Consider the following 25,575-nt stretch of genomic DNA (forward strand, 5'->3'; position numbering starts at 1 on the left):
ACTTCTGCGCCACGCAAGGCAAAGCCCGCCCCGCATCAGGGATGCCGGACAGACCCCGCCGCCGCCTCACGCACCCAACGATTCATGGTGATCGGCCTGCCCCTGCTTCCAGTAGGCCGGGGCCAGCGCCAGCACCACGGTGACGGGCTTGCCTTCGGGCAGCTCTTCCAGGCGCCGGGCGATGGCCGGCAGCGCAGAATCATCACCCACCAGCAAGTGCCAATCAAACCCCGTGGGCACGATGAAGCTGCCGCGCGAGCCCGCCACGGTCAGGGTCTGGCCGGGCTGAGCCTGACGCGCCCAGTTGGCGGCCGGCCCATCGCCATGCAGCGCGAACTCGATGCCCAGTTCCTGTGCATCGAAGCGACGCGGCGTGTAGTCCTGCATCAGCGGGCGCGGCGAATCGGGGCCACCCACGGTGACGAGCAACTGGTTCGGGCTGAGCAGGCGGGTCTGGCGACCTGCAGGCGACGCACCTTGACGGGGTGCCGCACACGCTGCACCGTGAGGTCGGTCGATGAGCTTGTATCCATCATGATCACAAGAACTCCTAAATGGTTGATAATGTCAACATACAGCAGACTTTCATGATTGACTATGTCGACCATATGCTCTTGCGCCATCCGTCCCCACACGACGCCCTCCATGCCCACGCCCCCGCCCGAGACGAAGTGGTCGACCAGTTGGCCGACCTGACCCACCTGTTCAAGTCCCGCCTGCGCCAGGCCGTGCAGCAAAAGGGTGGCAGCCTGGCCCCCATGGAAGCCAAGGCACTGATGTTCTTCGCACGGCACCCTGGCAGCACCGCCAGTGATCTGGTCGAGCACAGCGGCCGCGACAAGGCCCAGGTGACACGGCTGGTGCAGTTGCTGGTCGACCGCGACCTGCTGCAGCGCGAGCCCGACCCGAACGACCGTCGCCAGCAGCGGCTCACGCCCACGGCGCAAGGCACAGCCCTGCAGCGGGTGCTGCACCGCCATCGCCAGCGGCTGGGGCAGAGCATGGTCAGGGGCCTGGGTGCGGATGAAATCGACCAGCTCTCCACGCTGCTGCAGCGCCTTCGGGACAACCTGGCGCCACCAGACGAAGCCTGAAGCGCCGAAGCGCCCTCCCCCCACGAACATCCTTTCGGACCTGCTTGTTTAGCAGGTAGTGCGCCTGGGCCCTCATTCCTAACATGCGTGGTGCCACGGCCGCATGGTGCCGGCCAGCATCCACGCCACAGGAGTGATGACCATGCCTCTCTACGACATCCTCGTGCCCACCCGCAAGCAATGGCAGGACAAGCGCGACGCCGCCAAGGTGCCCAAGGGCGCCGCCAAGGTCAGCATCGGCGATTCCATCGACCCGGTGCACAAGTCCTTTTCGATCAAGACGGCCGCCAAAAACGTCCAGGACACGGAAAAGCTGCTGAACAACCTCGAAACCTACAAGAAGGCCGTCGAGAAGAAGTACCCCAAGTTCGTGGCCGACATCGACAAGATCATGAAGGGCACGCGCGCCCACAAGAAGACGATGGAAGACGTCGCCAAGGCCGAGGCGGGCTACCTCAAGCAGGTGCGCAACACCGAGGCCATCTTCATCTTCGGCAAAAACAACAAGTGGCCGGAGAAAGTCATCAAGGAGCTCGCCGGGCAGTTCACCAAGACCAAGGGCTTCCTCGATGCCCTGGGGCTGCTCGATGACGCCTGGGCCAAGCGCGCCAAGGAGGCCTCGGGCTGGATGAACAAGCTCGAAAACCTCAAGACCGCCCCCAGCGACGACGACGTCAAGAAGATGCAGGTGTTCATCGACAGCTGCACCCAGTGAGGGCGCCGGGGGCCGTCTCATCCACGGCACACCTGGCTGGGCAGGGCCGTGTCGCTGCAGTACAGTCTGCCACGCCCGGCCGCAGACCAGTGCGCAACACAGGCTCGCCCCACGACATGGCCGCCGGGTTCATCCACAGGAGGCCCCATGCGTTCACGCCATTTCGTCCGACCGACCATTCGCCACGCCGCGATGGCCTTCGCCCCGTTGCTGCCCATGTCCTTCGCGCACACGGCCCTTGCCGAAGAACAAATCATCCCTGATCGGCCTGGCTTGGTCGAATCCAGCAACGTGGTCGGCGCGGGCCGTTTCCAGTTAGAGACGGGCTTCACCACCGAGCGCAACAAGGCAGATAGCGTCCGGGAGCGCCTGACAACCACGCCCACGCTGCTACGAGTCGGCCTGAACGACACACTGGAGTTCCGCATCGAGACAGACGGTATCAGCCGCCTGCGCAGCGAAGACACAGCCACCCGCATAACTACGGGCGAAAGCGGCTACTCCGACATGGCCATCGGCATCAAGTGGCACGCACAGGACGGCGACGCCGCCAACGGCATCCCTGCCATGAGCTTGCTGCTGCACGCCGATCTGGAGACCGGCTCGCGTGCCTTTCGTGGCGATGGCGTGCGCCCCTCGCTGCGCGTCGTGGCCGAATGGGAGTTGCCCAGCGCCTGGTCCATCGGCGTGATGCCTGGCGTCTTTGTCGAGAAGAACGAGGGCGGCGGGGCGGCATCGCGGCCATCACAGTGGGCAAATCCTGGACAGACCGCTTCAACACCTTCGTTGAACTGGCTGGTCAGCAACTGGCCTCCTCAAGAAACGGCGGCAACATCGCCTCTTGGGGTACTGGCGCCACCTACCTGATCACCAACGACGCACAGGTAGATGTGAGCTTCTCCTGGGCCGCCACCAAGGAGACGCCCGACTTCGCCTGGGGCGTGGGACTGGCCGTCCGGTTCTGACAACATCCTGGCGCCATCATGATGGCATCGTGGCGCCCAAAACCCTGAACGTGCGGCAGGCACCTCTGGCGTGGATACTCGGGGCCCATGGAACAGACTTACACAGATTGGTTGGACCGCCTCCCGCTCGGTCCCTGGGGGCTGACACTCGTGTCCGCGGTGATCGCGATGGTGGCCGCATGGCTGGTCTTCCAGACCGGCGCGGCGGTGCTGCGGCGTGCCGTGGCACGCTCTCCTTCCGCCTCGCTGGTCACGCAATCCGCCCGCCGGCCCGCCGCCCATGTGCTGCCGCTGCTGGCCCTGCAGTTCGTACTGCGCGCCGCCCCAGATGATCTTTCCGGCATCGGCCTGGCGCGCCAGTTCACCACCATCGTCCTGATCGCTGCCGTCACTTGGCTGGTGGTGCGCATCGTCCAGTCCTGCGGCGATGCGGTGATCCTGTCGCGTCCCATCGAGAACATCAGCGACAACCTGATGGCCCGCCGCATCCAGACGCAAACCAAGGTGGTCACGCGCATGGTGGCCGGCGTGGTGGTGCTGATCGGCATCTCCCTGGCGCTGATGACCATCCCCGACGTGCGCCAGATCGGCACCAGCCTGCTGGCCTCGGCCGGTGTGGCGGGTATCGCCGCGGGCCTGGCCGCGCGGCCCGTGCTGGGCAACCTGATCGCCGGCTTGCAGATCGCCTTCAGCCAGCCCATCCGGCTCGATGACGTCGTGATCGTGGAAGGCGAATGGGGCCGCATCGAAGAGATCACCAGCACCTACGTGGTCGTGCGCATCTGGGACGAGCGCCGCCTGATCGTGCCCCTGCAGTACTGGATCGAAAAACCCTTCCAGAACTGGACACGCTCCAGCGCCCAGTTGCTGGGCACCGTCTTTTTGTGGGTGGATTACCGCATGCCGCTGCAGCCCATCCGCGATGCGCTCAAGCGCGTGTGCGAAGGCTCTCCGCTGTGGGATGGCCGCGTGTGCCTGGTGCAGGTGACGGACTTCAGCGAGAAGTCGATGCAGTTGCGTTGCCTGGTCAGCACGGCCGATTCGGGCAAGGGCTGGGACCTGCGCTGCCTGGTGCGCGAGGAGCTGATGTCCATGATGCAGAAGGACTACCCCGAGTACCTGCCCCGCCTGCGCGCCGAGGTAGACCCGCCCAGCGACACCGCGCACCGCCCGCCAGCGCCCGAGCAACGATCGCCCACGCCCGGGCACGAACACGCCGTGGCCCCGGCGGACAAGGCCTGAGCCATGCCCCGCCGCCGACCAAGCCCTCGTCGATCAGACCGTCTGGTCCCAGGGCTTGGACAGGCGCATCGCCCCGTTGATGATGCCCACCATGGAGTAGGTCTGCGGGAAGTTGCCCCACATCTCGCCATTGCCCACGGCGATGTCCTCGGACAGCAGGCCGACATGGTTGCGGCAGGCCAGCAGGGCCTCGAAGATCTCGCGGGCCTGCTGCGTGCGGCCGATGCGGGCCAGCGCGTCGATGCGCCAGAACGAGCACACGTTGAAGGAGGTCTCCGGCCGGCCGAAATCATCCGGCGCCTCGTAGCGGCGCATGAAAGGGCCGTCGCACAGCACGGCCTCCAGCGCCTCGACCGTCTTGACGAAACGCGGATCCTTCGGGTCGATGAAGTTGACCTCGGCCATCAGCAGCACGCTGGCGTCCAGGTCCTTGCCGCCGAAGCTCTCCACGAAGGCCTGGCGCTCCTCGCTCCAGGCCAGCGCCAAGATCTTGTCGCGCACGATGCGGGCCCGTTCGGCCCAGTGGGCCGCACGGTCCGCCAGGCCCAGCGTGGCCGCCACCTTGGCCAGGCGGTCGCACGCCGCCCAGCTCATCAGCGAGGACGAGGTGTGCACCCGCGAACGCGTGCGCAGCTCCCACATGCCCGCGTCGGGCTGGTCATGCAGCAGCCAGGCCTGCTCGCCCATGGCCTCCAGCGCCATGAAGTCGCTGGCATCGGCGCGGCGGAACAAGCGGTGGTCATGGAAGGCCTGCGCGGCGCCCAGCACGATGTTGCCGTAGACGTCGTGCTGGAAGTGCTCGAAGGCCTGGTTGCCCACGCGCACCGGCCCCATGCCCCGGTAGCCCGACAGGTGCAGCACCATGCCTTCGGTGAGCTCACGCTCCAGGCCGATGCCATACAGCGGCTGCACGTGGCCGCCCTGGGCGCTGCGCACCACGTCGTGCAGCCAGCGCAGGTACTCCTCCATCGTGCCCACCTCGGACAGGCTGTTGAGCGCACGCACCACGAAGAAGGCATCGCGCAGCCAGCAGTAGCGGTAGTCCCAGTTGCGCTCGCTGTGGGGCGCCTCGGGGATGCTGGTGGTCATGGCAGCCACGATAGCCCCGGTCTCTTCGTACTGGCACAGCTTGAGCGTGATGGCCGCGCGGATCACGGCGTCCTGCCACTCGAAGGGCAGGGCCAGGCGGCGTGTCCAGTGGCGCCAGTACCAGGCAGTCTGCTCCTCGAAGTCGCGCGCAGTCTCCTCGATGCCGCTGTCCAGCGTTTCATCGGGCCCCAGGAACAGGCTGACCGGGCCAGGCAGCGAGAACCAGGTCTCCGCCGCCACATAGGTCAGCGGCGCGTTGGTGCTCAGGCGCAAGGTGTGGCCCGGGAACACGAAGCGCAGGTGGTTGCTGCCCCGCGTCACCGTGGGGTTGGTGGCGCCCCAGTCACCGCGCGGCTGGATGCTCAGGCGCACACGCGGATGGCCCGCCAGCGGCCGGATGCGGCGCACCAGCTGGGCCGGGCGGAACGCTCGCTCGCGGTGGAAGAAGCGCGGTGCGAAATCCACCACCTCAATGCCCTGCCCGTCCGCATCGAACAGCCGCGTGCGCAGGATGGCGGTGCCCGGGTCGTACTGTTGCTCGGTGCGCACCAGGCCTTCGATCTCCACCGACATCGTGCCCTCGCGCTTCAAGCCGCCACCCGAATCGAGCAGCGCGTGGAAGACCGGATCGCCATCGAAGCGGGGCATGCAGGCCCACACGATGCGGGCCTGCTGATCCACCAGCGCGCTGATGGTGCAGTTGCCGATCAGGGCCAGGCCCAGGGAAGCTTGGTCGGTGGGTTCGCTCATCTTCTTGTTCCTCTCACGCGTCGTCGTGGGCCATGCTGTGACTGTTGTACCGCATGGCCCTCAACCTGGGCGAAACATGGGGGTTTTGGGAAGCCATGTATATTTGTGGAAATGCATAGGCATCCCACAAAGCCTGCGCGGACACTGTCCAACCCATCACAAGGAGGACACCGCGCATGAACACGCTGCGCCTTCAACTGCGCTTCCTGGTCCCCCTGGTCATCACGCTGGTGGTGGCGTCCTACCTGGCCCTGCCCCTGATGGACCGCCTCACCCTGCGTTGGTTCTCACGCGATGTGAACCTGCGCGGCGAGCTGATGACCAACACCATGTCGGAGCCCATCGCCGAGGCGCTGAAGGATCCGCTCGGCCTGCGTCTGCAGGTGCTGTTCAACCGCGTGGTCCAGGATGAGCGCCTGGTCGCCATCGGCCTGTGCACGCTCGATGGCAAGCTGCTGCGCCATTCGCCCGCCTTCCCGCACGACCTCGACTGCGCCCAGGCCCGCAACACCGCCGGCCAGAAGGATCCGCAGATGCACATTGAGGGCGGCTCGGTGCATGTGGGCATGCACGCCGTCAAGGCCGACAACGGCGAGCACCTGGCCGACCTGGTGCTGCTGCACGACCTGAGCTTCGTCGAGCGCCGCAGCCAGGACACGCAGAAGTACCTGATCATCCTGATCTCCGGCCTGGGCGTGATCATCGCGCTGATCACCGTGGTGGTGGCGCAGTTCAGCTGGCGCGGCTGGGTGTCCGGCGCACGCGCGCTGCTGCGCGGCGAAGGCCTGATCAGCCCCTTGATGCCGCCCTCGCCCGAGTTGGCCCCGCTGGCCGCCGACCTGCGCAGCCGCCTGCGCGATCTGGAGGACGAATACCGGCGATCACTCGGCCCCGAGACCATCTGGAACCCCGAGCGCCTGCGCACCCTGCTGCGCACCCAACTGCGTGGCGACGAACTGATCGTGGTCTCCAACCGCGAGCCCTACATCCACGAGAACACCGGCCACGGCCTGAGCGTCAAGCGCCCGGCCAGCGGCCTGGTCACCGCCGTGGAGCCGGTGATGCGCGCCTGCTCGGGCACTTGGGTAGCCCATGGCAGCGGCAGCGGCGACCGCGGCAGCGTCGACAAGCACGACCGCGTGCTGGTGCCGCCCGGCAAGGACGACTACACCCTGCGCCGCATCTGGCTGACCGAAGAGGAAGAAAAGGGCTACTACTTCGGCTTCGCCAACGAAGGCCTGTGGCCGCTGTGCCATGTGGCCCACGTCCGCCCTGTGTTCCGCGAATCCGACTGGCAGGAGTACCGCAAGATCAACCAACGCTTCGCCGACGCCGTGGTGGCCGAGGCCCGCAGCGAAGACCCGGTCGTGCTGGTGCAGGACTACCACTTCGCGCTGCTGCCGGCCATGATCCGCAAGCAGTTGCCACGCGCCACCATCATCACCTTCTGGCACATCCCATGGCCGAACCCCGAATCTTTCGGCATCTGCCCGTGGCGCCAGGAAATCCTCGAAGGCATGCTGGGCAGCACGATCCTGGGCTTCCACACGCGCTTTCATTGCAAGAACTTCATCGAGACGGTAGACCGCTACCTGGAAGCCCGCATCGAGCACGAACACTCGACCATCTCCTTCCACGAGGACACTACCTTCGTCGAGAGCTACCCCATCTCGATCGCCTGGCCCACCGAGGCCACCGTCGCGACCTGGGCGCCCGTGGCGCAGTGCAAGGAGCGCGTCTTCCAGCGCCTGGGCCTGCCGGCCGATCACCGCATCGCCGTGGGTGTGGACCGCTTCGATTACACCAAGGGCATCCTGGAGCGCCTGCATGCCGTGGAGCGCCTGCTGGAAAAGTACCCGCAATGGGTCGGCAAGTTCTCCTTCGTGCAGGTGGCCGCGCCTTCGCGCAGCTCGCTGGAAGAGTACAAGGCCTTCCAGGATCGCATCCAGAACACCACGCGCCGCATCAACGAACGCTTCGGCCGCGAGGGCTACCTGCCCGTGCACCTGCTGGCCGAGCACCATGAATCGGATGCGCTCAACGAGCTCTACCGCGCCGCCGACGCCTGCATGGTGACCAGCCTGCACGACGGCATGAACCTGGTGTGCAAGGAGTTCGTGGCCGCACGCGACGACGAACGCGGCGTGCTGATCCTCAGCCGCTTCGCCGGTGCCGCCCGCGAGATGAGCGAGGCCCTGATCGTGAACCCCTACCACGTGGAGGAAACCGCCGACGCGCTGCATCGCTCGCTCACCATGCCCGAGGCCGAGCAGCGCGAACGCATGGCCAGCCTGCGCATGACGGTGCACGAGTTCAACGTGTACCGCTGGGCCGGCCGCATGCTGACCGACGCCGGGCGCTGGCGCCTTCGCGAGCGCATCGAAGCCCGCGTGCAGCGCCATCAACCCGGTGTCGGATGAACTTTGCTGGATGACGACCCTTTGCCCTTCCCTTTCCCTCAATTCCATAACAATCCGTCGGGAGGTCTGACGACGTGAAACACCTCTTCTCACAACAAGGCCTGCAGGCGCTGGACGCCGTGATGCAGCAACACCCCCTGCTGGCTTTCGATTTCGACGGCACGCTGGCTCCCATCGTCACGTTGCCGGACGACGCGCGCGTGTCCATCGGCGTGGCGCAGCGGCTGGAGCAACTGGCCCGCCGCCTGCCCGTGGCCATCGTCACCGGCCGCAGCGTGGCCGACGTGGCACCGCGCCTGGGCTTCGAGCCGCACTTCATCATCGGCAACCACGGCGCCGAAGACCCGGACAGCCCGCAGCTCTCCAACGAGGTCTACGCGGCGCTGACGCAGCAGCTCAACCAGCTGCGCGAGCGCATCGCCGAACGTCAGCCCCTGCTGGCCGCCGCCGGCGTGGCCGTGGAAGACAAGCTGCATTCGCTGACCTTGCACTACCGCCTGGCCCGCGACCGCGAGCAGGCCCTGGCGGTAATCGACCACACCCTGGGCGAGCTGGACCCGGCGCTGCGCCGCTTCGGCGGCAAGTGCGTGGTCAACATCGTGGCCGCGCATGCACCCGACAAGGGCGATGCGGTGGCCGCGCTGGTGCAGCGTACAGGCGCGCAGGCCGCCCTGTTCATCGGCGACGACGTCAACGACGAGACGGTGTTCGAGCGCGCCCAGCCCGGCTGGCTCACGGTGCGCATCGGGCGCGACGACCCGATGTCCAAGGCGCGCTACTTCCTGGACACGCACGCCGAGGTGGCCACCATGCTGCAGCAGATGGTGACGGCGCTGCCCTGAGCACGGCAGTGATCGGGTGACGGGCATGGCCCTGACCTGTGCAGGGGTGGCCAAGCGTGGTGCTTGACCCATCCGATGTCCCTGCCGCAGTCCACCAAGCCCGTCATCACAGCCCCGAGCGGGCACGCCTTCATCAACCCGCCGGGCCTGTAGACCCGAGCCCCAATGGCTACAGCCATGTGGTGGTCGCCCAGGCACCGGCCCAGATGGTCTTCCTGGCCGGCCAGGGCGGCGAGGCCGCCGATGGCCATCTGTCGCCCGAGTTCGCGGACCAGGTTCAGCAGGCCCTGCGCAATCTGCCGATGGCCTTGCACGCGGCCCAGGCCGTCGTGCCGATGCCTGCGCCATGGACCGAGTGCACTTGGCCCCGCCCCCGGTATCGCGTCGACCACATCCCGCGCCGCGGGCGCTGTTCAGGCCACCAAGCGCGCGCCAGCCACCGCGGCACCCACCAGTCCCAGCTCCGACTGCAGCACCAGGTGCACCGGGATGGTGGACATTAACTCGGCATAGGGGCCCTTCTGCCCGAAGCCGCGCATGAAGCGACCATCGCGCATCATCTCGCCGCAGCGCTGGGCCACGCCACCGGCCACATACACGCCGCCACGCGCCAGGGTGGCCAGGGCGTAGTCGCCCGCCACCGAGCCATAGGCCAGCAGGAACTGCTCCAGCGCCTGCGCGGCGCGGGCATCGCCTTCCTGCGTGGCCCTGCGGAACACCACCTCGCCAGTCAGGCCCTCGGTGTCCATCGGCGTGTGCACCTTCGTGGGCGGCTCGTCGGCCAGGCCCTGGTAGAAATTGACCAGGCCCGGGCCGGACACCAGGTGCTCGACCACCACGCGGGGCACCAGCGGCCGCAGGCGCTGCAGGACCAGATCCTGCAACTCATTGATCGGCGCGAAGCTGTAGTGGCCACCCTCACCAGGCGCCACCACATGGCGAGCCGATGCGCCCTCGCCCGTCCAAATCCGGAACGCCACGCCCAGCCCCGAGCCCGCCCCGATCACCAACTGGTTGCCCTGGGCACCCGCATCGCCGGCCTGCAGGGTCATCAGCTCCTCTGGCGCCAGGGCCTCGATGCCATGGGCCGCAGCGTCGAAATCGTTGACCAGCTTGACGGGCACGCCGCCCAGATGAGCACTGATGGTGCGCGCATCGAGCCGCCAGGGCAGGTTCGTCATCTGCACGGCCTGCTCACGCACTGGGCCGGCCACACCCAGGCCCGCGGCCAGCAGCGGTGCCCCGAAGGACGGGCCGTGCTTGCCGAGGAAATCGGTCAGCATGGCCTCGAACGAAGGCACCTGTGCGGCCACATAGCGCTCACTGGCCTTGACCACCACGCGCCCAGTGCCGGCATCCACCTCGGCCAGCCCCAGCAAGGTCTTGGTGGCCCCCACGTCCGCGCACAAGATCATGTCCCGTCTCCTTGTTGCCCACCCCTGCAAAAACAGCTTGGGTGATCTGCGCCACCTGCCGATATGCCCATCATCCATCAACAAGGGAGGATGTGATGAGCAATGCATCGAGAGTGGCCATCCTGGGTGTGGGTTATTGTCTTCCGGACAAGATCCGCGGCAACGACGATCCGGTCTTCGACTGGCTGCGCGAGCACCCGCCCTCGGGCGGCGAGTTGTTCGACGGGCTGAAGTACCGGCGTGTGCTGGAGCGCGGTGACCAGATCACCGAACTCGTGGCCCACGCCTGCAAGAACGCGGTGGCGGATGCCAAGGTGGACCTGGCCGACATCGACCTGCTGATTGGCTCGGCCTCGGTGAGCGGCTGCTATGCGCCCAACGACCTGTGTGATGTGCACCACCAGTTGGGGCTGCCATCAACCTGCCGCGTGATGACGCTCAACACCGACTACACCGCCTTCCATGATGGCCTGCGCATCGCCAATGACCTGATCACGGCCGGCTCTGCCCGCAAGGCCCTGGTGGCCTGCGGCAACAACTGGACGCACCATGTGGACTACCACGAGGCCGTGGCCATGGCCGCCTCGGACGCGGCGGGTGCAGCGGTTGTTGGGGCCGCGCAGGACACCAGCCGCTTCACCCTGATCGACTGGGACAACGAGACCGACAGCTCGTGGTTCCGCGCCTTGCGCATGGAGCCGCGCTTCCATGAGAAGCACGGTGACCTGGCGCTGTTCACCACGCCGCTGATGAAGATCGACGAGAAGAACGGCGCCACCGCCGTGAAGACCTTCGGCGTGCCCGTGCCGCCCAAGATCATCGCGCGCATGCTGGCACGCCACGGCATCACCAGCCGGGACATCACCCTGGTGGCGCACCAGAGCTCCAAGTCCATCTACGAGGCCTGGAACGCGGCCATCCAGCCGGCGACCTACATCACCACGCTGGAGGACCTGGGCGACATGGTGTCATCGTCCGTGCCGGTGAACCTCGCCAAGTGCTATGGCGAGATCAACACCAAGTACCTGGTGCTGATGGGCACCGGCATGGAGATGCACGCGACCGCCCTACTTTACCTTCGTGGTTGAGTCGGGCGAGGCGTCCACCGGGGCCGCCTGCAGGTAAGGCGGCGGGTTGAGCCCCAGGTGGCTCTGCAGCATCTCCTCGGCCGTGGCCAGCGCGCCTTCCACCCAGCCCTGCGCGTGCGAGTAGGCCTCGCCGCAGATGTAGACCGGCACGTTGGACACCGGATGGATGATGCGGTGGCCCACGTCGTAGCTCTCCACGTGCTGCGGCCAGAAGTTGGCGCCACCGCCGAAGGGGTCGTCGCCCCAGTCACGGTAGGCCGCGGCATAGGGCTGCAGGTTGGGGTGGTCCTGCACGCCATGCATCTGCAGCAGCAGGCGGTGCGCCTCGTTCACCATCAACTGCGGCGCGGGGTGCTCGTTCCACTCGTCGGCGGGCAGGCCTTCGCTGGCCGGCGCATGCGCCTGGTTCTTGAACTTGACCGGGTTGTCGCGCAGACCGGCCCAGTAGTCCAGGTCCAGGCCATCGTCGTAGATCAGGATGGCGCCGGCTTCGGTGTCATTGCCCACCGGCCAGTAGTAGCACTGGCGGATCGGCAGGTCGGTGACGGACTGGCCCTGCGTGATGCCCAGCTTCTCCCACCAGCGCGTGCGGTAGCACAGCGCCAGCTTGAACAGCGGAATCGGCACCACGGACTGGATCAGGCGGTGCACCTCGTGGTGCTCGGGCGCCAGCACGGCGCCGCTCTGCTCGATCAGCTCCAGCGAGCGGCGCGGCATGGCCAGCACCAGCTTGCGCGCCAGCACCACGTGCTCACGCCCCTCGTGCTCGATGTGCAGCTCGATGCCGTCTTTGCCGTCGGGCAGGCGGGTCTTGTCGAAGCGCACCAGGCGGTGGTGCAGGTGGGTGATGCCGCCGGCGTCCTCATAGCGCTTGGCGATGGTCAGCGGCAGGGATTCATAGCCGTCCACCAGGCGCTTGTACTCGATGGTGGCGCCGTAGTCCGACAAGTTCCAGGGGAAGCCATCGGCTGCGTTCCAGGTGAAGTAGATGCTGTCGTAGCCGCTGGTGTCCTCGGCGTACTGGAAGGCCTCGTGGCTGACCGAGCGGTTGTAGACGTAGCGCATGGCCAGGTCGCGCAGCAAAGTGCCTTCGTAGCGGCCGCTGCGGGCCAGCTTTTCCCAATCGACCGTCTTCAGGTCCACATGATCCACGCCCAACACCTTCTGCAGAAAGCGCTGTGCGGCCAGCACGGTGAAACCGTCCTTGATGTTCGCGCGCTCGTCTTCGGTCAGCACATAGGGGATCTTGTCCGGATCGGTCAGATCGCCCGTGCGCAGGTGCTTGCCACGCAGGTAGGCCACGTTGTTCGCCTCGCCCACGGAGAAGTCCACGGTAGGCAGTTGCAGGTAATCCACCAGCGCCTTCACGGTTTCCTGCCCAGTGGTGAAGCGCATGCCACCCAGCTCGATGCGGGCCTGCGGCATGCCCGGCGGCGTGACCGAAAGCAGGCGCCCACCCAGGCGGCCGCTGCTTTCAAACAGCTTGACCTTGCCCGGTTTCAAACCGCCATCGGTCAGCAAACGCCAACCGCTGTACAGCCCGGACACCCCGCCGCCAACGATGGCGACGTCCAACACCTCAATACCTGAATGCTTTGTATCCACGACAGAACCCCTTCATATCTACGTTTGAAACACATGCACGAAGGTTACAAATGTGGCTTCTTCACGTTTCATCGATTGATTCAATAAGGGACGAATCACCATGCAAACAGGCCAATCCGTTTCCGTCATTCCTGGCGCCCAGACTATTCCCAGCTGCACCGTCGCGCAACTGCTCGTGCAGTACCTGATCGCCGAGGGCGTCACCAAGATCTTCGGCATCCCCGGCGGCGCGGCCGTCTGGCTGATGGACGAGCTCAAGAAGCACGCCGACCAGATCGAGTTCGTCATCTGCCGGCATGAAAGCGGCGCGGCCTACATGGCCGATGGCCACGCGCGGGCCACCGGCGGCCTGGGCGTGGTGCTGACCACCTCGGGGCCAGGCGCCACCAACGCGGTGTCCGGCGCCATGAACGCGCAAGCCAGCAATGTGTCGCTGCTGGTGATCACCGGCGAGGTGCCCGAGAAGTACTTCGGCCAGGGCTACCTGCAGGAAGGCACCGACGCCAAGCTGGATGTCAACGTGATCTTCCGCAACGCCGTGGAATCGAGCGCGATGATCTCGTCGCCCAGCAACTTCCAGACGCTGTTCCAGCAGGCCCTGCGCAACGCACGCTCGCTGCCCAACCGCGCCGCGCACATCAGCCTGCCCAACGACGTGGCCGGCACCTGCATCAGCCCGCCGCCCACCAAGCCCACGCCCAGCAGCTACCAGGCCCGCGCCGCCTGCGCGGATCCGAAAGCCCTGCAGGCTTCGTTGCATGAACTGCTGGAGGCGCGCCGCCCGCTGCTCTTCCTGGGCAATGGCAGCCGCGCCGCGCTGGCATCGCCCGAGCGTCTGCGTGCCTTCACCGAGTTCGTCGACCGCTTCGGCATCCCGGTGATGACCACGCCCGATGCCAAGGGCATCTTCCCCGAGACGCACGAACTGTCCCTGCGCAACTACGGCATGTGCGCCAGCGCCTGGCCTGACCTGTACATCAAGCCCCTGGGCGATCCTGATCACTACGATGCGCTGATGGTGCTGGGCTCCACGCTGGGCGAGCTGGCCACTACCACGGCGGCATCCAACCCCTACGACAAGGCCCTGCTGCCCATGCAGCACTTCATCCAGCTCGACCTGGATGCCGACGTGATCGGCCGCGACTTCCCCGTCACGCGCGGCGTGATCGGCGAGATCGGCGCCAGCCTGGACGTGCTGCTGGCCCATGCGCACCAGCACCACCACCCCGATCCCGCCAAGGTCGATGAGCGCAAGGCCTTCATCCGCGAGATCAAGCGCAGCCACACGGCCTGGGCCGATCCGGCCGGCCGCGACTCCAACACCGCCCCGGTGCACCCGGCGGCCATGATCCGGGTCATCAACGAGCACGTGAAGGAAGGCGAGATCTTCATCGACGCCGGCAACTGCGTGGGCTGGTCGCTCAACTGCCTCGTGGTCGATCCCCCCGTGCGCTACCAGAGTGCGCTGGCCATGGGCCCGATGGGCTTCGGCGTGGCCGCCGTCGTGGGCGGCAAGATGGCCCTGCCCGACCAGCCTTGCCTGGCCATCGTGGGCGACGGCGCCTTCATGATGCATGGCGCCGAGGTCTCCACCGCCGCCCAATACCGCACCGGCGCCGTGTGGGTCGTGCTCAATGACAATGATCTGGCCATGGTCAGCCAGGGCATGGCTCAATTGTTGCCACCAGCCCCCGCCTGGCAGGACTACTACAAGCTGGGCGCCCCTGATCTGGTGCTGTTCTCGCAGGGCCTGGGCGCCGATGCCGTGGCCATCCTGCCCGACCAGGGCCCCGAGGCCTTCCGCACAGCCCTCGTGAAAGCCCTGAATTCGGCCCAAACCTCCGGCAAGCCCCAGGTGATCGTGGTACATATAGATCCCAAGCCGATGCCGCCCTATGGGTGGCCCGTGCTGCCGATTCCCAGTTGCACCGTCCCCTCGTCGGCCAGTGCTGCGGGAGGTGACAGTTCTCTTTGAGGTCTCTTTCTATGGTCGATGCAGTTTCGGTCGATGCGGTGGTGGTAGGTGGACGATGCGCCGGCGCGGCAACAGCGATGCTGTTGGCACGCCAGGGACATCGCGTACTGGTCGTGGACCAGAACACCTTCCCCAGCGACATGAAGCTGTCCACCCACCTGGTGTGGCACGCTGGCGTCGACCTGCTGCAATCGTGGGGCCTGCTGGACGCCCTGCAGCGCGCCGGCACCCCCCTGCTGACCAACTTCAGCCTCGACCTGGGCGAACTGGTGCTCAGCGGCCACCCGCCGCACACCCAGGCCCAGGCAGCCATCGCGCCGCGCCGCATCGTACTCGACCAGGTGCTGCGCGACGCCGCAGCCCAAGCCGGCGCCCAGCTGCTCGACAACATCACCTTCCAGGATGTCACCCGCGATGCTGACGGCGTGGTCAATGGCATCCAGTGCAAGCAGGCCGATGGCAGCCCCTTCACTATCCACGCTCGCTGCGTCATCGGTGCGGATGGCCGCGGCTCGCGCGTGGCGCGCTCGGTAGAGAGCCCCAACGCGCACGAGTTCTCACGCGAGCAGTGCAGCGTCAACGTGTTCGCCTACTTCAGCGGCGTGCCCATGGATGGCGTGGAGTTCTACTCCCGCCCCGAGCGCATGGGCTATGCCTGGCAGACCAACGATGGCCTGGTCATGAGCGGCGTCATCCTGCCCGGCCGCGAGCAGCGCACCGAGCGTGAAGGGCTCGAGCCCCTGATCCTGGACGAGCTGTCCACCATGGCCCCTGACCTGGCCGCACGCCTCAAGGCAGGTCGCCGCGAGACCGACTGGCTGCGCGTGTCCATCCCCACGGGTGCGCGCCAAGCCTCGGGCCCGGGCTGGGCCCTGGTGGGCGATGCCGGCATCACCTTCGACCCCATCACCGCCGCCGGCATCACCAATGCCCTGCGCGATGCCGAGCACCTGTCGCAGGCCTTGAACCAGGCCTTCAATGGCGCGGCCTCGCTGGACAAGGCCCTGGCCGACTACGCCGCGCAACGCGACGCCACCGCCGTGCCCTGGCACCTGTTCGCCCAGCAGATGGCCGAACTGACGCCCCCACCGCCCGAGCTGGTGCAATTGCTCGGCGCACTGGCCGGCAACCAGCCGCAGATCGACCGCTACTTCGGGATGTTCGGCCAGACGGTTTCGCCGGCCGATTTCTTCAGCCCTGAGAACATGCAGAAGATCATGGAAGACGCCCAGGCACGCACCTGAGGCTCAGACCGCCACCAGCAGCGCTTGAGCTTCGTCGTGCCGTTGCTGTGACTGCAGCAAGGCCCGCAAATCGTGCAAGGCACGCCGACGCCAGGCATGCGCCTGCTGGCCGGAAGCCACCGCCAGCGCGTGGCGGATGCTGGCTTCTGCAGCCACCAGATCAGGCTCGGGGCCCATGGCCAGCAGCCCGCCCTTGATGCGGTGAAGCTCTGCCGCGTGCCAGCACTCACCGCCGGCCTCCGTGAGCTGTGCGGCCTCGTCGATGCGCGCCAGGCCCTCGGCCCGCAGCCCCGCGCGGCCCAGCGCCTCGGCCAGCAGTGCCAGGAAGAAGGGCACAGCAATGCCGGCCCCGGTGGCGCGGAAAGCCGTCAACCCGTTCTTCATCAGCGCGATGCCTTCGTCCTGCTGCCCCTTGCGGGCCAGGGCCCAGCCCTTGCTGATCACGGCCATGCCGGCCACATAGGCAAAGCCGTGCTTGGTGGCCAGGCGCAGGCCCTCTTCCACCCGCACCAGCAACTCGTCGACCCGCCCACGGTGCAGGTAGGACATGGCGCCCCAGGTCAGCGTCCAGGCCGTGGAGTACGGGTGGTTCAGGCGGGCCGCGAAGTGCTCCTGCTCGACGCACAAGGCATCGGCATCGTCTTCCAGGCCCATGAACCAGCGCGTCTGGGCGCCATGCACCATCGACACCAGCTTGAGGTCGGTGGAGTACAGCGCGATCAGGGCCCGGTCCTGTGGATCGCAGTAGCGGTGCTCGACCTGCTCCACATGGCCCTGCACCTGGTCGAACTGCCCGCTGTACATGCACAGCTGCACATGGATCATGTTGGCCACCAGCCAGGCGTTGCGGCTGCTGGACTGGCGCGCCACCGTCATCATGCGCTGGCCGATGGCCACCGCGCGGTTGATCTCGCCGTGCACCAGGTGGTAGATGCACACGCCCCACAGCGGCCAGATGGCCTCTTCGAGCTGATCGGCCGCGCTGGCCAGTTCGTTGGCACGGGCAAAGGCGTGCGACACCTCTTCGGCCGCCCAGCCCCGGCCCAGCATGTGGGCCGTGCCCAGCGAGGCCTGCAGCTGCAGTTCGATCTGGTTGCGCTCTGACGACGGCGGCAATGAAGCACAGGCCTTCAGGCCCGACCCCAGGTGTGCGGCCGCCTCCTGCAGGGCCAGACGCTGCACCGCCAGCTCACTGGCACGGCGCCAATAGGGAATGGCCACGCGCGGCTGGCGTGCCGCGCTGGCGTGCCGGGCCAGCAGTTCCGGCTCGGCCTCGGCCACGGACGAGAAGCGCTCCTGCAGCACCGTCACGATGGCCCCATGCAAGGCCTCGCGGCGCGGCGTGAGCAGGGAGTCGTAGGCCGCGTCCTGCACCAGCGCGTGCTTGAAGGTGTAGATGATGCCCTGATGGCCCACCTGCTCCAGCGCCAGGCCCGATTGCGTCAGCGCCCGCAGGGCTTCGCTCAGACTGCGTGGCGGCATGTCGGCCAGGGCTTCGACCAGATCACGACTGAACTCGCGGCCGATCACCGCGCCAATCTGCGCGATCTCCTTGGCCTGCGCGTGGCGGTCCAGGCGCGCCATCAGCGAATCGCGCAGGGTGGCAGGCACCTCCTTGCGGCGACCGTCGGCACTGACCGGGCTTTCCAGGATCCAGCGCGTGAGCTCCTCGACGAACAGCGGCACGCCGTCCGTCTTGCTCACGATGTGCTGGGCCAGATCATCGGGCAAGAGGCTGTCGCCGGCCAGCCGCATCACCAGCGAGGCCACCTCGTCACGGCGCAATGACGGCACCTTCAGCGAAGTGACATGGCCGCGCGCCTTGAGCGAAGGCGGCAGATCGAACTCCGGGCGGTGCGTGATCACCAGCAGCAGCGGCACGTCGGTGGTGCGGTCGATCAACTCGTGCAGCATCGCCACCGAGGCTGGATCAGCCCAGTGCGCGTCCTCATAGATCATCACCGTGGGGGCCTGGCGGGCGCGCGCCCGGATCAGGTCCACCAGCGCGGCGATGGTCTCGCGCTCGCGCTCATAGGCGCTGTCGACGATGGGGCCGTAGCGCTCTTCATTGGCCATCGACAGCATCGAGGCCAGCACCGCCACCTGTGCGCGCGGCAGACCGAACTCGCTCACCGCGAAGGCATCGAGCCGGTCCAGCCGCAAGGCCATGGGCTGCTCGCGTGTGAGCCGCAGTGAGCGCTCGATGTTGTCGATGCTGGGGTGGAAGGCGCTGTTGATGTGGTGGGCCGAGCACTGCACCCGCACCGCGTTGAGGCCGGCATTGCCCAGACGGTCGCACAGCTCCTTGAGCATGCGCGATTTGCCGATGCCCGCCTCGCCGGAAAGCACCACCGTCTGGCCGCGCCCCTGGCTGGCCAGTTGCCAGCGCTCGGTCAGCAGAGCCAGCTCGCTGGCGCGCCCCACCAGCGGCGTGAGGCCGGCGCTGGTAGCTGCGTCGAAGCGGCTGGCGGTCTGCAGCACATCCAGCACCTGCCAGACCTGCTTGGGCTCGCGCACGCCCTTGAGTTCATGGCGGCCCAGATCCGCATACGCGAAGCTGCCACCCGCCAGCAGGCGCGTGGCATCGCTGATGACCAGGGTGTCGGGCTGAGCCAGGCCTTGCAGGCGCGCCGCCAGGTTGGGTGTGTCGCCCAGGGCCAGCAGTTCGCGGCGCGCACCGGCACCGATGTCGCCGATCACCACCTGCCCGGTATGGATGCCGATGCGCACGGACAGCGGCATGCCCTGGGCCTGCACGGGCTCCAGGTGCAGTTGGCGGATCGTCTCGATCAGGGCCACGCCGGTGCGCACGGCACGCTCGGGCGCGTCCTCGTGCGCCTGAGGGTGGCCGAAGTACACCAGCAAGCCATCACCCAGGTATTGCGCAATGGCCCCGCCGTAGCGCTCGATCACCGCGGCCGAGGCCTGCTGGTAGGCCAGCACCACCTCGCGCCACTGCTCAGGCGCCAGTCGCTCGCACAGCACCGTGGAGTTGACCAGGTCGCAGAACATGATGGTGAGCTGGCGCAGCTCGCCAACATGGCCACGCGGGGGCGCGGGCACTGGTGCGACGATTGGGGATTCACCGGCCTCTTCCTGGGCCAGCGCCGCGATCGCCTTGAGCAAGCGCTTGCGCTCGCCCATCGACAGGCCGAGCTTCTCCAGATCCTGCTCGTTGAGGCTGGTCAGTACATCTTCGGCGATGTCATTGGCCACCAGCACGGGCTCGAGGTGCAGGAGCCCGACGCTCTGGAGCCACGAGGAAAGCGGCTTCATCTGTATCCGACCGGTTGGCGCCACCCGGGCCTCAAGGCCTGGGGCGGCATGGGCCCAGTGTACGCGCCCCGGGCCATTCGCGTCCTTCGAGCCGATGCAGCCCGTCCAGCCCCCTTCATGCGCCTGTCATGCGGCGCCCATCGCCATCAGGCATCGTCGCGCGCCAGGGCCCAGGCGCACAGCGTTTCCGGGTCCATGTCGGCGCCCTCGGCGCTCAGCCGTTCGATGGCGGTGGCATCGAGCGCTTGCTGGATCAGGGCCTTGGCCTGCGCACGGGCCTTGAGCGCCTGGGCATCGCGCGAACCGAGTTGCCGGTAGGCCTGATCAGCGTGACCCAGCACGCGGGCCGCCGCTTCATGGCGCCCTTCCACGGCGGCCAGCAGCGCCAACAGCCCGGAGTACAGGCCCAGCCACTCCCAGTCACGGCTGCGCGAGGCGGCCACGAAGTCGGTCAGCGAACCACGGGCCTGGTGCGCATCCCCCTGGATCAGCGAGGCGCTGGCCACGATGGCCAGGGCATGGAGCACGAAGTTGTCGCGGCGGTGGCACCCGCGTGACAGCAGCTTGCGGCAAGCCCGGATGGCGGCGTCGGTGTCGCCCAGCGCCAGGCTCACAGAGGCCAGATCGCTCAGCGTGGCCGAGACCACGGCGTCCAGGCCAGCGGCCTGGGCGCGGATCAGCAAGGTGTCGCACACCAGGCGCGCCTCGATCATGAAGTCGCCCGCCTTGAGCACGCCCACCTCGGCCAGCAGGCGCTGCAGCTTCAGGCGCACCGGCCAGCCGGTGTGCTCCAGGCGGGCCATCTCGTCGAGCAGGCCCATCGCATCCTGGGGTGATACCACGCCGCTGCCGGCCTGGCAGCGCAGCGCCATGTACAGGCCGCGCTGGTCACCCACATCACGGCACTGCTTGGCGGCCCGCAAGGCGAACTCGTGCATCAGGCCGTTGGAGATGCCCCAATGCAGGCGGCTGCGCTCGACCCAGTACCGCGCCAGCGATTCGCTGGCCGACATCGACTCAGCCTGCGTCTGCAGCGCCAGCGCGTGCTGGCGGCACTCGGGCGCCAGACCCAGCAGCAGGAACAGCACGCTGGCCGCGCCCACCAGGGTCACGGCCAAGCCCGGATCGTTCTGGCGCGCCCACTCCAGGGCCTTGCGCACATTGTCGATCTCGGGGCCGTAGGTGTTGAGCCATGCGTTGTCCGGCATGGCCCAGTAGCCTTCGTAGGCACGGTCCATCAGCCCGGCCACGGCGCGGGCATGGCGCTGCGCCATCGCTTCGCGCTCGCTGGAATCGGCCAGCTTGAGCTCGGCAAAGGCCAGGGTGCTCTCCAGCAGGCGGTAGCGGGGTGCATCCGCGCCTTCGAGCACGGCATCAACGGACACCAGGGAGCGGTCCACCAATTCGCCGAGCAAGTCGATCACGGTCCATTCGTCCAGCCGGTCGTCGCTGGTGACCACGCTGACCAGGGCCAGTGAGAAGCCGCCCGAGAAGACGCTGAGCCGACGAAACACCGCCTGCTCATCGGGGCCCAGCAAGTCGTGGCTCCATTCAAGCGCGGCCAGCAGGGTCTGGTGACGCGCGGGCAACAGGTTCTGGGTGCCGCGGCTGGCCAGCAGGCGGAAGCGCTCGTCCAGCCGCATCCAGATGCCCTGCAGGCCCAGCAAGGGCATGCGCGACGCGGCCAGCTTGATGGCCAGGGCCACGCCGTCGAGCCGGTGGCACAGGGCGATGACCATCGCGACATTGGCATCGGCCAGGGCAAAGCGCCGGTCCGCCGCCTGGGCCTGGTCCACGAACAGAGCGACGGCGCCATGCGCCAGCGCTTCGTCCATCAAGGCACCGTGCTCCGGTACCGACAGGGCGTTGAGGCGGAACACCTGCTCGGCCGGCACCTTCAGCGCCAGCTGGCTGGTGACCAGCACCCGCACCTGGGGCGCGGCCTCGACGATGGCATTGGCCAGGTGCGCGACCGCATCGAGCAGGTGCTCGGCGTTGTCCAGCACCAGCAGCACGTTCAGCGGGCGCAGGCCCACCAGCAGGGAAGCCAGGGGCGCATCGGCATTGGTGGGCAGGCCCAGAGCCTGGGCCACCACCGTGACCACCAGGGCCGGATCGGTGATGGCCGCCAGTTCCACCCAGGCCACGCCATCGCGCATGCGGCGCCGCCCGGCATGGGCCGCGGCCAGGGCCAGGGCGGTCTTGCCGATGCCGCCAGGGCCGACGATGGTCACCAGGGGGCGGTCGGCCTGGTCTTCCAGGGCGGCCAGGTCACGGTCGCGCCCGAGGATGCGCGAGGGCAGCGCCGGCAGCACCGACAAGGGGGAATCGGCTGTCGCGGCCGCCCACAGGGCTTCGACGGAATCGGAGGTGCGTGCGGTAGGGGGCGGGCCGCTGGCGGCGCCGCTGTCCACCACCACGGGCTCGACAAAGCGGTAGCCGCGTCCGGGCACGGTGACGATGGAGCGCGCGCCCAGCACCTTGCGCAAGGTGGAGACCTGCACCTGCAGGTTGTTCTCCTCCACCACCACGCCCGGCCACACCAGGTCGAGCAGTTCGTGCTTGGTCACCAGGCAGCCGTGGCGCTCCACGAGGGCCAGCAAGAGGTCGATCGCCCGTGACCCCAAGGGGGCGGGGTCTCCCTGAACGTACAGCAGGCGTTCGGTGGGACGCAGTTCGAATCGGTCAAAACGGTAGCTGCGAGACAAAGAACCCTCTTCTCATCTCATTGACGACACAGACCCACTGGTCGCATCAGCGCATCATCGCCGAATCGGTATGCACCCTTGATGTTTCAGGCCATTTAAGGAACTTTCAGGTTACCTTAAAGACTGTGTCAAGCCCCGTGCCAGACAATGGCTTCATTCTAAAAAAGCAGGCGCCGACACACAGAAACGTAAACGACTGTAAGTCTAGCAAGAGATCCCGGCCACCGGGATGCTGGCAAGGCTGCAGAAGTGGCAAATCTGTGACATCCGTCGCCGTCCTAAAGCAAGCGCTGTCATCAGCTCCTTCGGGGGCAAACAAAAAATACTGCAGAGGACTGGACCCGGAAGCTTGCCGCAAGCTTCCGGGATATCCCAGGGAGGGTTATGTCAAGAGACAACGGCCATTCCAACCGGAATGGCCGTTTTCCTTTGGGCCCTTCTCTGCGGCCCACCCCTCAATCGCAGGTGAGCTTGCCGGCCTGGGGCGTGCACGGCCCCCCGCGCTTGGCGGCGCCAGCACCTTCGGTGGCAGCCCGGCCTGCCCCCACCTCGCCGATCACACTGTTGCGAACACGCGAAGACACGTTCGCGCCCTGCCCGGCCTGGCCGGTCTCCGCCACGCAATCGAGGCTGTTGGTCTTGGGCGTGCACGCCGCCGGGGCCTTGAGCACGCGCGTGCCGTCGCCCGCGGCTTTGCCCCCCACGGTCACCACAGCTGGCCGGGGCCCCAGATTGACGCTGCCGCGCGTCGGCGCAACGGCATTACCCGGCGAGTTCAGGGACGATCCCGCTGCCGCCTTGGCCGCCTCGGCGGCAGGCGTGTATTGAGCCCCGGGAGCTGCCGGCCGGTCATCGGTCGGGGGATACTCGATGGGCGGCACACTGGCCTGCGCCTGCACGGCCACGGGCAGCAGGCAGGCCAGGGCGATGGGCAGCAGGCGAACGGCCACCGCCGCTGGGAAGAAGGAATGGGGCTTCATGATCGTCTCCAGAAACTGATGACAAGGCCTGGGCCAGGCTCAGAAACTCTTGCTCAACACCGCGTTGGCACGCGGTTGCTGGCGCTCGCGGCCATCGGCCAGTTGATCACCCGTACCACGCCATGCCAGGTGCATGCGCAGGCTGATGTCGCCCGGGCGCTCCCACACCATCCCCAGGCCATAGGCGCTGAGGGTGGCGGTGTTGTCCAGCCCGGCCGGGCGCAGGTCGGGGTCATGCGAGAACTTGGCCTGACCCCAGTCGTAGAAGGTGCTGAAGACCAGCTCGCGCGAGAAGCGGCCGAACCAGGTTTCAGGCGGCAGGAAGCGCAGCTCGGCCGTCAGCACATGGCCGGTGTCGGCGCTGGCCACACCGGGCGCATACGCCCGCACGCCCAGCGGGCCGCCCACGGCGAAACGCTCGGAGATGTCCAGGTTGGTGGCCGAGATCTGCGCCTTGTAGCGCGCATAGAGTTGAAGGCGGTTGCTCACCACGTTCTGCAGGCGCGAGTAGCCCAGCGAGAGCTTGTCGTAGCTGCTCTTGTAGCCATCAGGCAGGCTGCCCGTGTCGAAGCGGATGCGGCCATGCAGCCAGTGCGCCTCGAAGGTGTTGATGGCGCCGCCGCCCAGGCTGTCGCGCGCATCGCCGATCACGCCGATCTGCCAGTCGTCGCTGTGCTTGCGGCTGTAGCTCACGCCGCCCTGGTCATCGGTGAAGCGCTTGTGCTCGAAGCTGCCCAGACCGAAGAGGTTGACGTTGCGTGAGCGCACGAAGGGGTACAGCGCGTAGAGGCTGGCGGCGGTGGCCCGGCCGTCCAAGTCGGTCGGAAAATCGTCCTTGTCGATCTGGTAATGGATCTGCGACAGGCCGGCGCCCAGCTTCAGGCCCCGTGCCCCGACCGGCGTGACGTAGGTGATGCCCGCCTGGGTCAGCCCGCCGCTGTGTGAGGCCAGGGCATTGACAGACAACGCATCGCCCTGCCCCAGGGGGCTGGCGACAGTGAGCAGGCCGCTCAGGCGCACCAGCCCGGTATAGCGCGAGCCCAGGGTGTCCAGGTCGACACGGCCCCGCACACGCCGCTGGGCCTGTGGCGTGACCACCAGCACGGCCGTACCGGGCGCCTGCCCGGCCTCGATCTCGAAGCGCGCGCTCAGGCCCTGCAGATCATTGACGAGCAGCGCCACGCGCTCGACCTCATCGACACGCAGGATGCCGCCCGGCTGCAGCACCGACAGGTAGCGCTCGACCACTTCACGCTTCACGGCGATGGGCTCATCAGGCCAGCGCAGGTCCACGCGCTCAAGTCGGCCTTCGAGCGCCTGTAGGCGCACCACGCCGCCTTGCGGTGATTGTTCCGGCAGGTAGGCGAAGCCCACGTAGTAGCCCAGGTCACGCTGCATGTAGCGGGTGATGGCCGCCGCGGCGTTGACCAGATCCTCGTAATGGCGCTCCTTGCCGATGTAGGGCGCAGTGACGGCGGCCAGGGCTTCACGCTCAGCCTGCGGCAGGCCATCGATCTGGTAGGCGCTGACATCCAGCACCAGATCATCCTCCGGCTTGCCCAGCTCGCGTGGCAAGGCGTGGGCCGCATCAGCGGCAGCGCCCGCCTGCGGCGTGACCGCGCTGGCACCCGTGGCGGCACCTTGCGCCATCACGGACGGGCATGCAGCCGCCAGACTCAGAGCCACAGCACCCGCCAGCCCCTGTGGACGACACAAGGCACGGCAGGCTGACGACAGTGAATGCAGGGTGGATGGCACGGTGATCCTCGGCGGGGAGTGGTCAACGAAGGGATCACGATCCTCGCACGATCAGCACCATCCGGGGGCACAAAATGAACCCCCTAATCTGGAAGGCCGTTGCACGGCCACCTCAGATCAAACCGCGTGTGTCAGGTGGCGCGGGCGCTCGGGCGCGCGACACCGGTATGGCGGTGCAGACGCAGCTCACTGCCAGGCAACAGCCAATCGCCATCGGCATTCACATCGAGTTGCTCACCGCTGGCCAGGCGGTATTCAATCTCGCCGGTGGGCTCCCACTGGGTACGGCTGTCCAGCAGCAGGGGCACGTGCGCCAGACGTTCGAAGGCATGCACGGTGTAGGCATGGCCGGCATCGTCCTGGACAGGGATGCTCTCCAGGCGTTGAAGCTTGATGTCCATGGTTTTCT

Annotated in this window: 18 protein-coding genes and 1 pseudogene; 10 read left to right on the top strand and 9 right to left on the bottom strand. The window is 67.3% G+C overall.

Annotated features, from left to right (window positions below; translation table 11 throughout):
- Positions 1–120: 120 nt before the first annotated feature.
- Positions 121–536, bottom strand: a pseudogene (locus tag WAQ08_RS02235) (siderophore-interacting protein); the annotation flags it as partial.
- Between the two features lie 51 nt (positions 537–587).
- Here WAQ08_RS02235 and WAQ08_RS02240 point away from each other — a divergent pair.
- From WAQ08_RS02240 to WAQ08_RS02260, 5 genes are all read left to right on the top strand, one after another.
- Complete coding sequence (locus tag WAQ08_RS02240; protein WP_422189009.1) at positions 588–1,094, top strand: MarR family winged helix-turn-helix transcriptional regulator; 507 nt, start codon at positions 588–590, stop codon at positions 1,092–1,094.
- 142 nt (positions 1,095–1,236) lie between these two features.
- The gene (locus tag WAQ08_RS02245) at positions 1,237–1,809 is read left to right on the top strand and encodes a hypothetical protein (RefSeq protein ID WP_422189010.1); all 573 of its coding nucleotides are present in this window, start codon (positions 1,237–1,239) and stop codon (positions 1,807–1,809) included.
- A gap of 147 nt (positions 1,810–1,956) precedes the next feature.
- Positions 1,957–2,676 carry a transporter gene (locus WAQ08_RS02250; protein ID WP_422189011.1) on the top strand — a complete coding sequence of 240 codons (720 nt, stop codon included), beginning with the start codon at positions 1,957–1,959 and terminating at the stop codon, positions 2,674–2,676.
- Positions 2,601–2,774, top strand: a complete 174-nt coding sequence (locus WAQ08_RS02255; RefSeq protein WP_422189037.1) for a transporter — start codon at positions 2,601–2,603, stop codon at positions 2,772–2,774. Before WAQ08_RS02250 ends, WAQ08_RS02255 begins: the two co-directional genes overlap by 76 nt.
- An 87-nt stretch (positions 2,775–2,861) precedes the next feature.
- Positions 2,862–4,016 carry a mechanosensitive ion channel family protein gene (locus tag WAQ08_RS02260; RefSeq protein WP_422189012.1) on the top strand — a complete coding sequence of 385 codons (1,155 nt, stop codon included), beginning with the start codon at positions 2,862–2,864 and terminating at the stop codon, positions 4,014–4,016.
- A 33-nt stretch (positions 4,017–4,049) separates the two neighbouring features.
- Here the strand turns inward: WAQ08_RS02260 and WAQ08_RS02265 are convergent, their stop codons facing one another.
- Positions 4,050–5,855, bottom strand: coding sequence for a glycoside hydrolase family 15 protein (locus WAQ08_RS02265; protein ID WP_422189013.1), 1,806 nt, complete (start codon positions 5,853–5,855; stop codon positions 4,050–4,052).
- Positions 5,856–6,031: 176 nt separating this feature from the next.
- Between WAQ08_RS02265 and WAQ08_RS02270 the strand changes: the two genes are divergently transcribed.
- Together WAQ08_RS02270 and otsB are read left to right on the top strand one after the other, a co-directional pair.
- Positions 6,032–8,275 carry an alpha,alpha-trehalose-phosphate synthase (UDP-forming) gene (locus tag WAQ08_RS02270; RefSeq protein WP_422189014.1) on the top strand — a complete coding sequence of 748 codons (2,244 nt, stop codon included), beginning with the start codon at positions 6,032–6,034 and terminating at the stop codon, positions 8,273–8,275.
- A gap of 74 nt (positions 8,276–8,349) precedes the next feature.
- On the top strand, positions 8,350–9,117 hold the full coding sequence (gene otsB, locus WAQ08_RS02275) for a trehalose-phosphatase (protein WP_422189015.1): 768 nt from the start codon (positions 8,350–8,352) through the stop codon (positions 9,115–9,117).
- Positions 9,118–9,530: 413 nt separating this feature from the next.
- Here the strand turns inward: otsB and glk are convergent, their stop codons facing one another.
- Positions 9,531–10,532: a glucokinase gene (glk, locus tag WAQ08_RS02280; RefSeq protein ID WP_422189016.1), complete on the bottom strand. Its 1,002-nt coding sequence runs from the start codon at positions 10,530–10,532 to the stop codon at positions 9,531–9,533.
- Positions 10,533–10,627: 95 nt separating this feature from the next.
- Between glk and WAQ08_RS02285 the strand changes: the two genes are divergently transcribed.
- Positions 10,628–11,620, top strand: a complete 993-nt coding sequence (locus tag WAQ08_RS02285; protein WP_422189017.1) for a hypothetical protein — start codon at positions 10,628–10,630, stop codon at positions 11,618–11,620.
- Here WAQ08_RS02285 and WAQ08_RS02290 read toward each other — a convergent pair.
- A complete protein-coding gene (locus WAQ08_RS02290) occupies positions 11,600–13,198 on the bottom strand; it encodes a flavin monoamine oxidase family protein (protein ID WP_422189018.1) in 1,599 nt (532 codons plus the stop codon). The two genes, WAQ08_RS02285 and WAQ08_RS02290, sit on opposite strands and share 21 nt — an antisense overlap.
- Before the next feature lie 127 nt (positions 13,199–13,325).
- Between WAQ08_RS02290 and WAQ08_RS02295 the strand changes: the two genes are divergently transcribed.
- Complete coding sequence (locus tag WAQ08_RS02295; protein WP_422189019.1) at positions 13,326–15,200, top strand: thiamine pyrophosphate-binding protein; 1,875 nt, start codon at positions 13,326–13,328, stop codon at positions 15,198–15,200.
- A gap of 11 nt (positions 15,201–15,211) precedes the next feature.
- Positions 15,212–16,444: an NAD(P)/FAD-dependent oxidoreductase gene (locus WAQ08_RS02300; protein ID WP_422189020.1), complete on the top strand. Its 1,233-nt coding sequence runs from the start codon at positions 15,212–15,214 to the stop codon at positions 16,442–16,444.
- A gap of 3 nt (positions 16,445–16,447) precedes the next feature.
- On the opposite strand, the gene WAQ08_RS02305 is transcribed toward WAQ08_RS02300, so the two are convergent.
- The 5 genes from WAQ08_RS02305 to WAQ08_RS02325 form a co-directional block, all read right to left on the bottom strand.
- The gene (locus WAQ08_RS02305; protein ID WP_422189021.1) at positions 16,448–19,720 is read right to left on the bottom strand and encodes an AAA family ATPase; all 3,273 of its coding nucleotides are present in this window, start codon (positions 19,718–19,720) and stop codon (positions 16,448–16,450) included.
- Between the two features lie 146 nt (positions 19,721–19,866).
- Entirely contained in the window at positions 19,867–22,428 is a 2,562-nt protein-coding gene (locus tag WAQ08_RS02310; protein WP_422189022.1) for an ATP-binding protein, read from the bottom strand.
- Positions 22,429–22,883: 455 nt separating this feature from the next.
- The gene (locus tag WAQ08_RS02315) at positions 22,884–23,408 is read right to left on the bottom strand and encodes a hypothetical protein (protein ID WP_422189023.1); all 525 of its coding nucleotides are present in this window, start codon (positions 23,406–23,408) and stop codon (positions 22,884–22,886) included.
- 39 nt (positions 23,409–23,447) lie between these two features.
- Positions 23,448–25,166 (bottom strand): ShlB/FhaC/HecB family hemolysin secretion/activation protein, encoded by a 1,719-nt coding sequence (locus tag WAQ08_RS02320; RefSeq protein WP_422189024.1) that lies wholly within the window; start codon positions 25,164–25,166, stop codon positions 23,448–23,450.
- 131 nt (positions 25,167–25,297) lie between these two features.
- A complete protein-coding gene (locus WAQ08_RS02325; protein ID WP_422189025.1) occupies positions 25,298–25,567 on the bottom strand; it encodes a hypothetical protein in 270 nt (89 codons plus the stop codon).
- Positions 25,568–25,575 lie beyond the last annotated feature (8 nt).

It is taken from the genome of Aquabacterium sp. (assembly GCF_049274795.1).
GTDB lineage: Bacteria > Pseudomonadota > Gammaproteobacteria > Burkholderiales > Burkholderiaceae_C > Aquabacterium.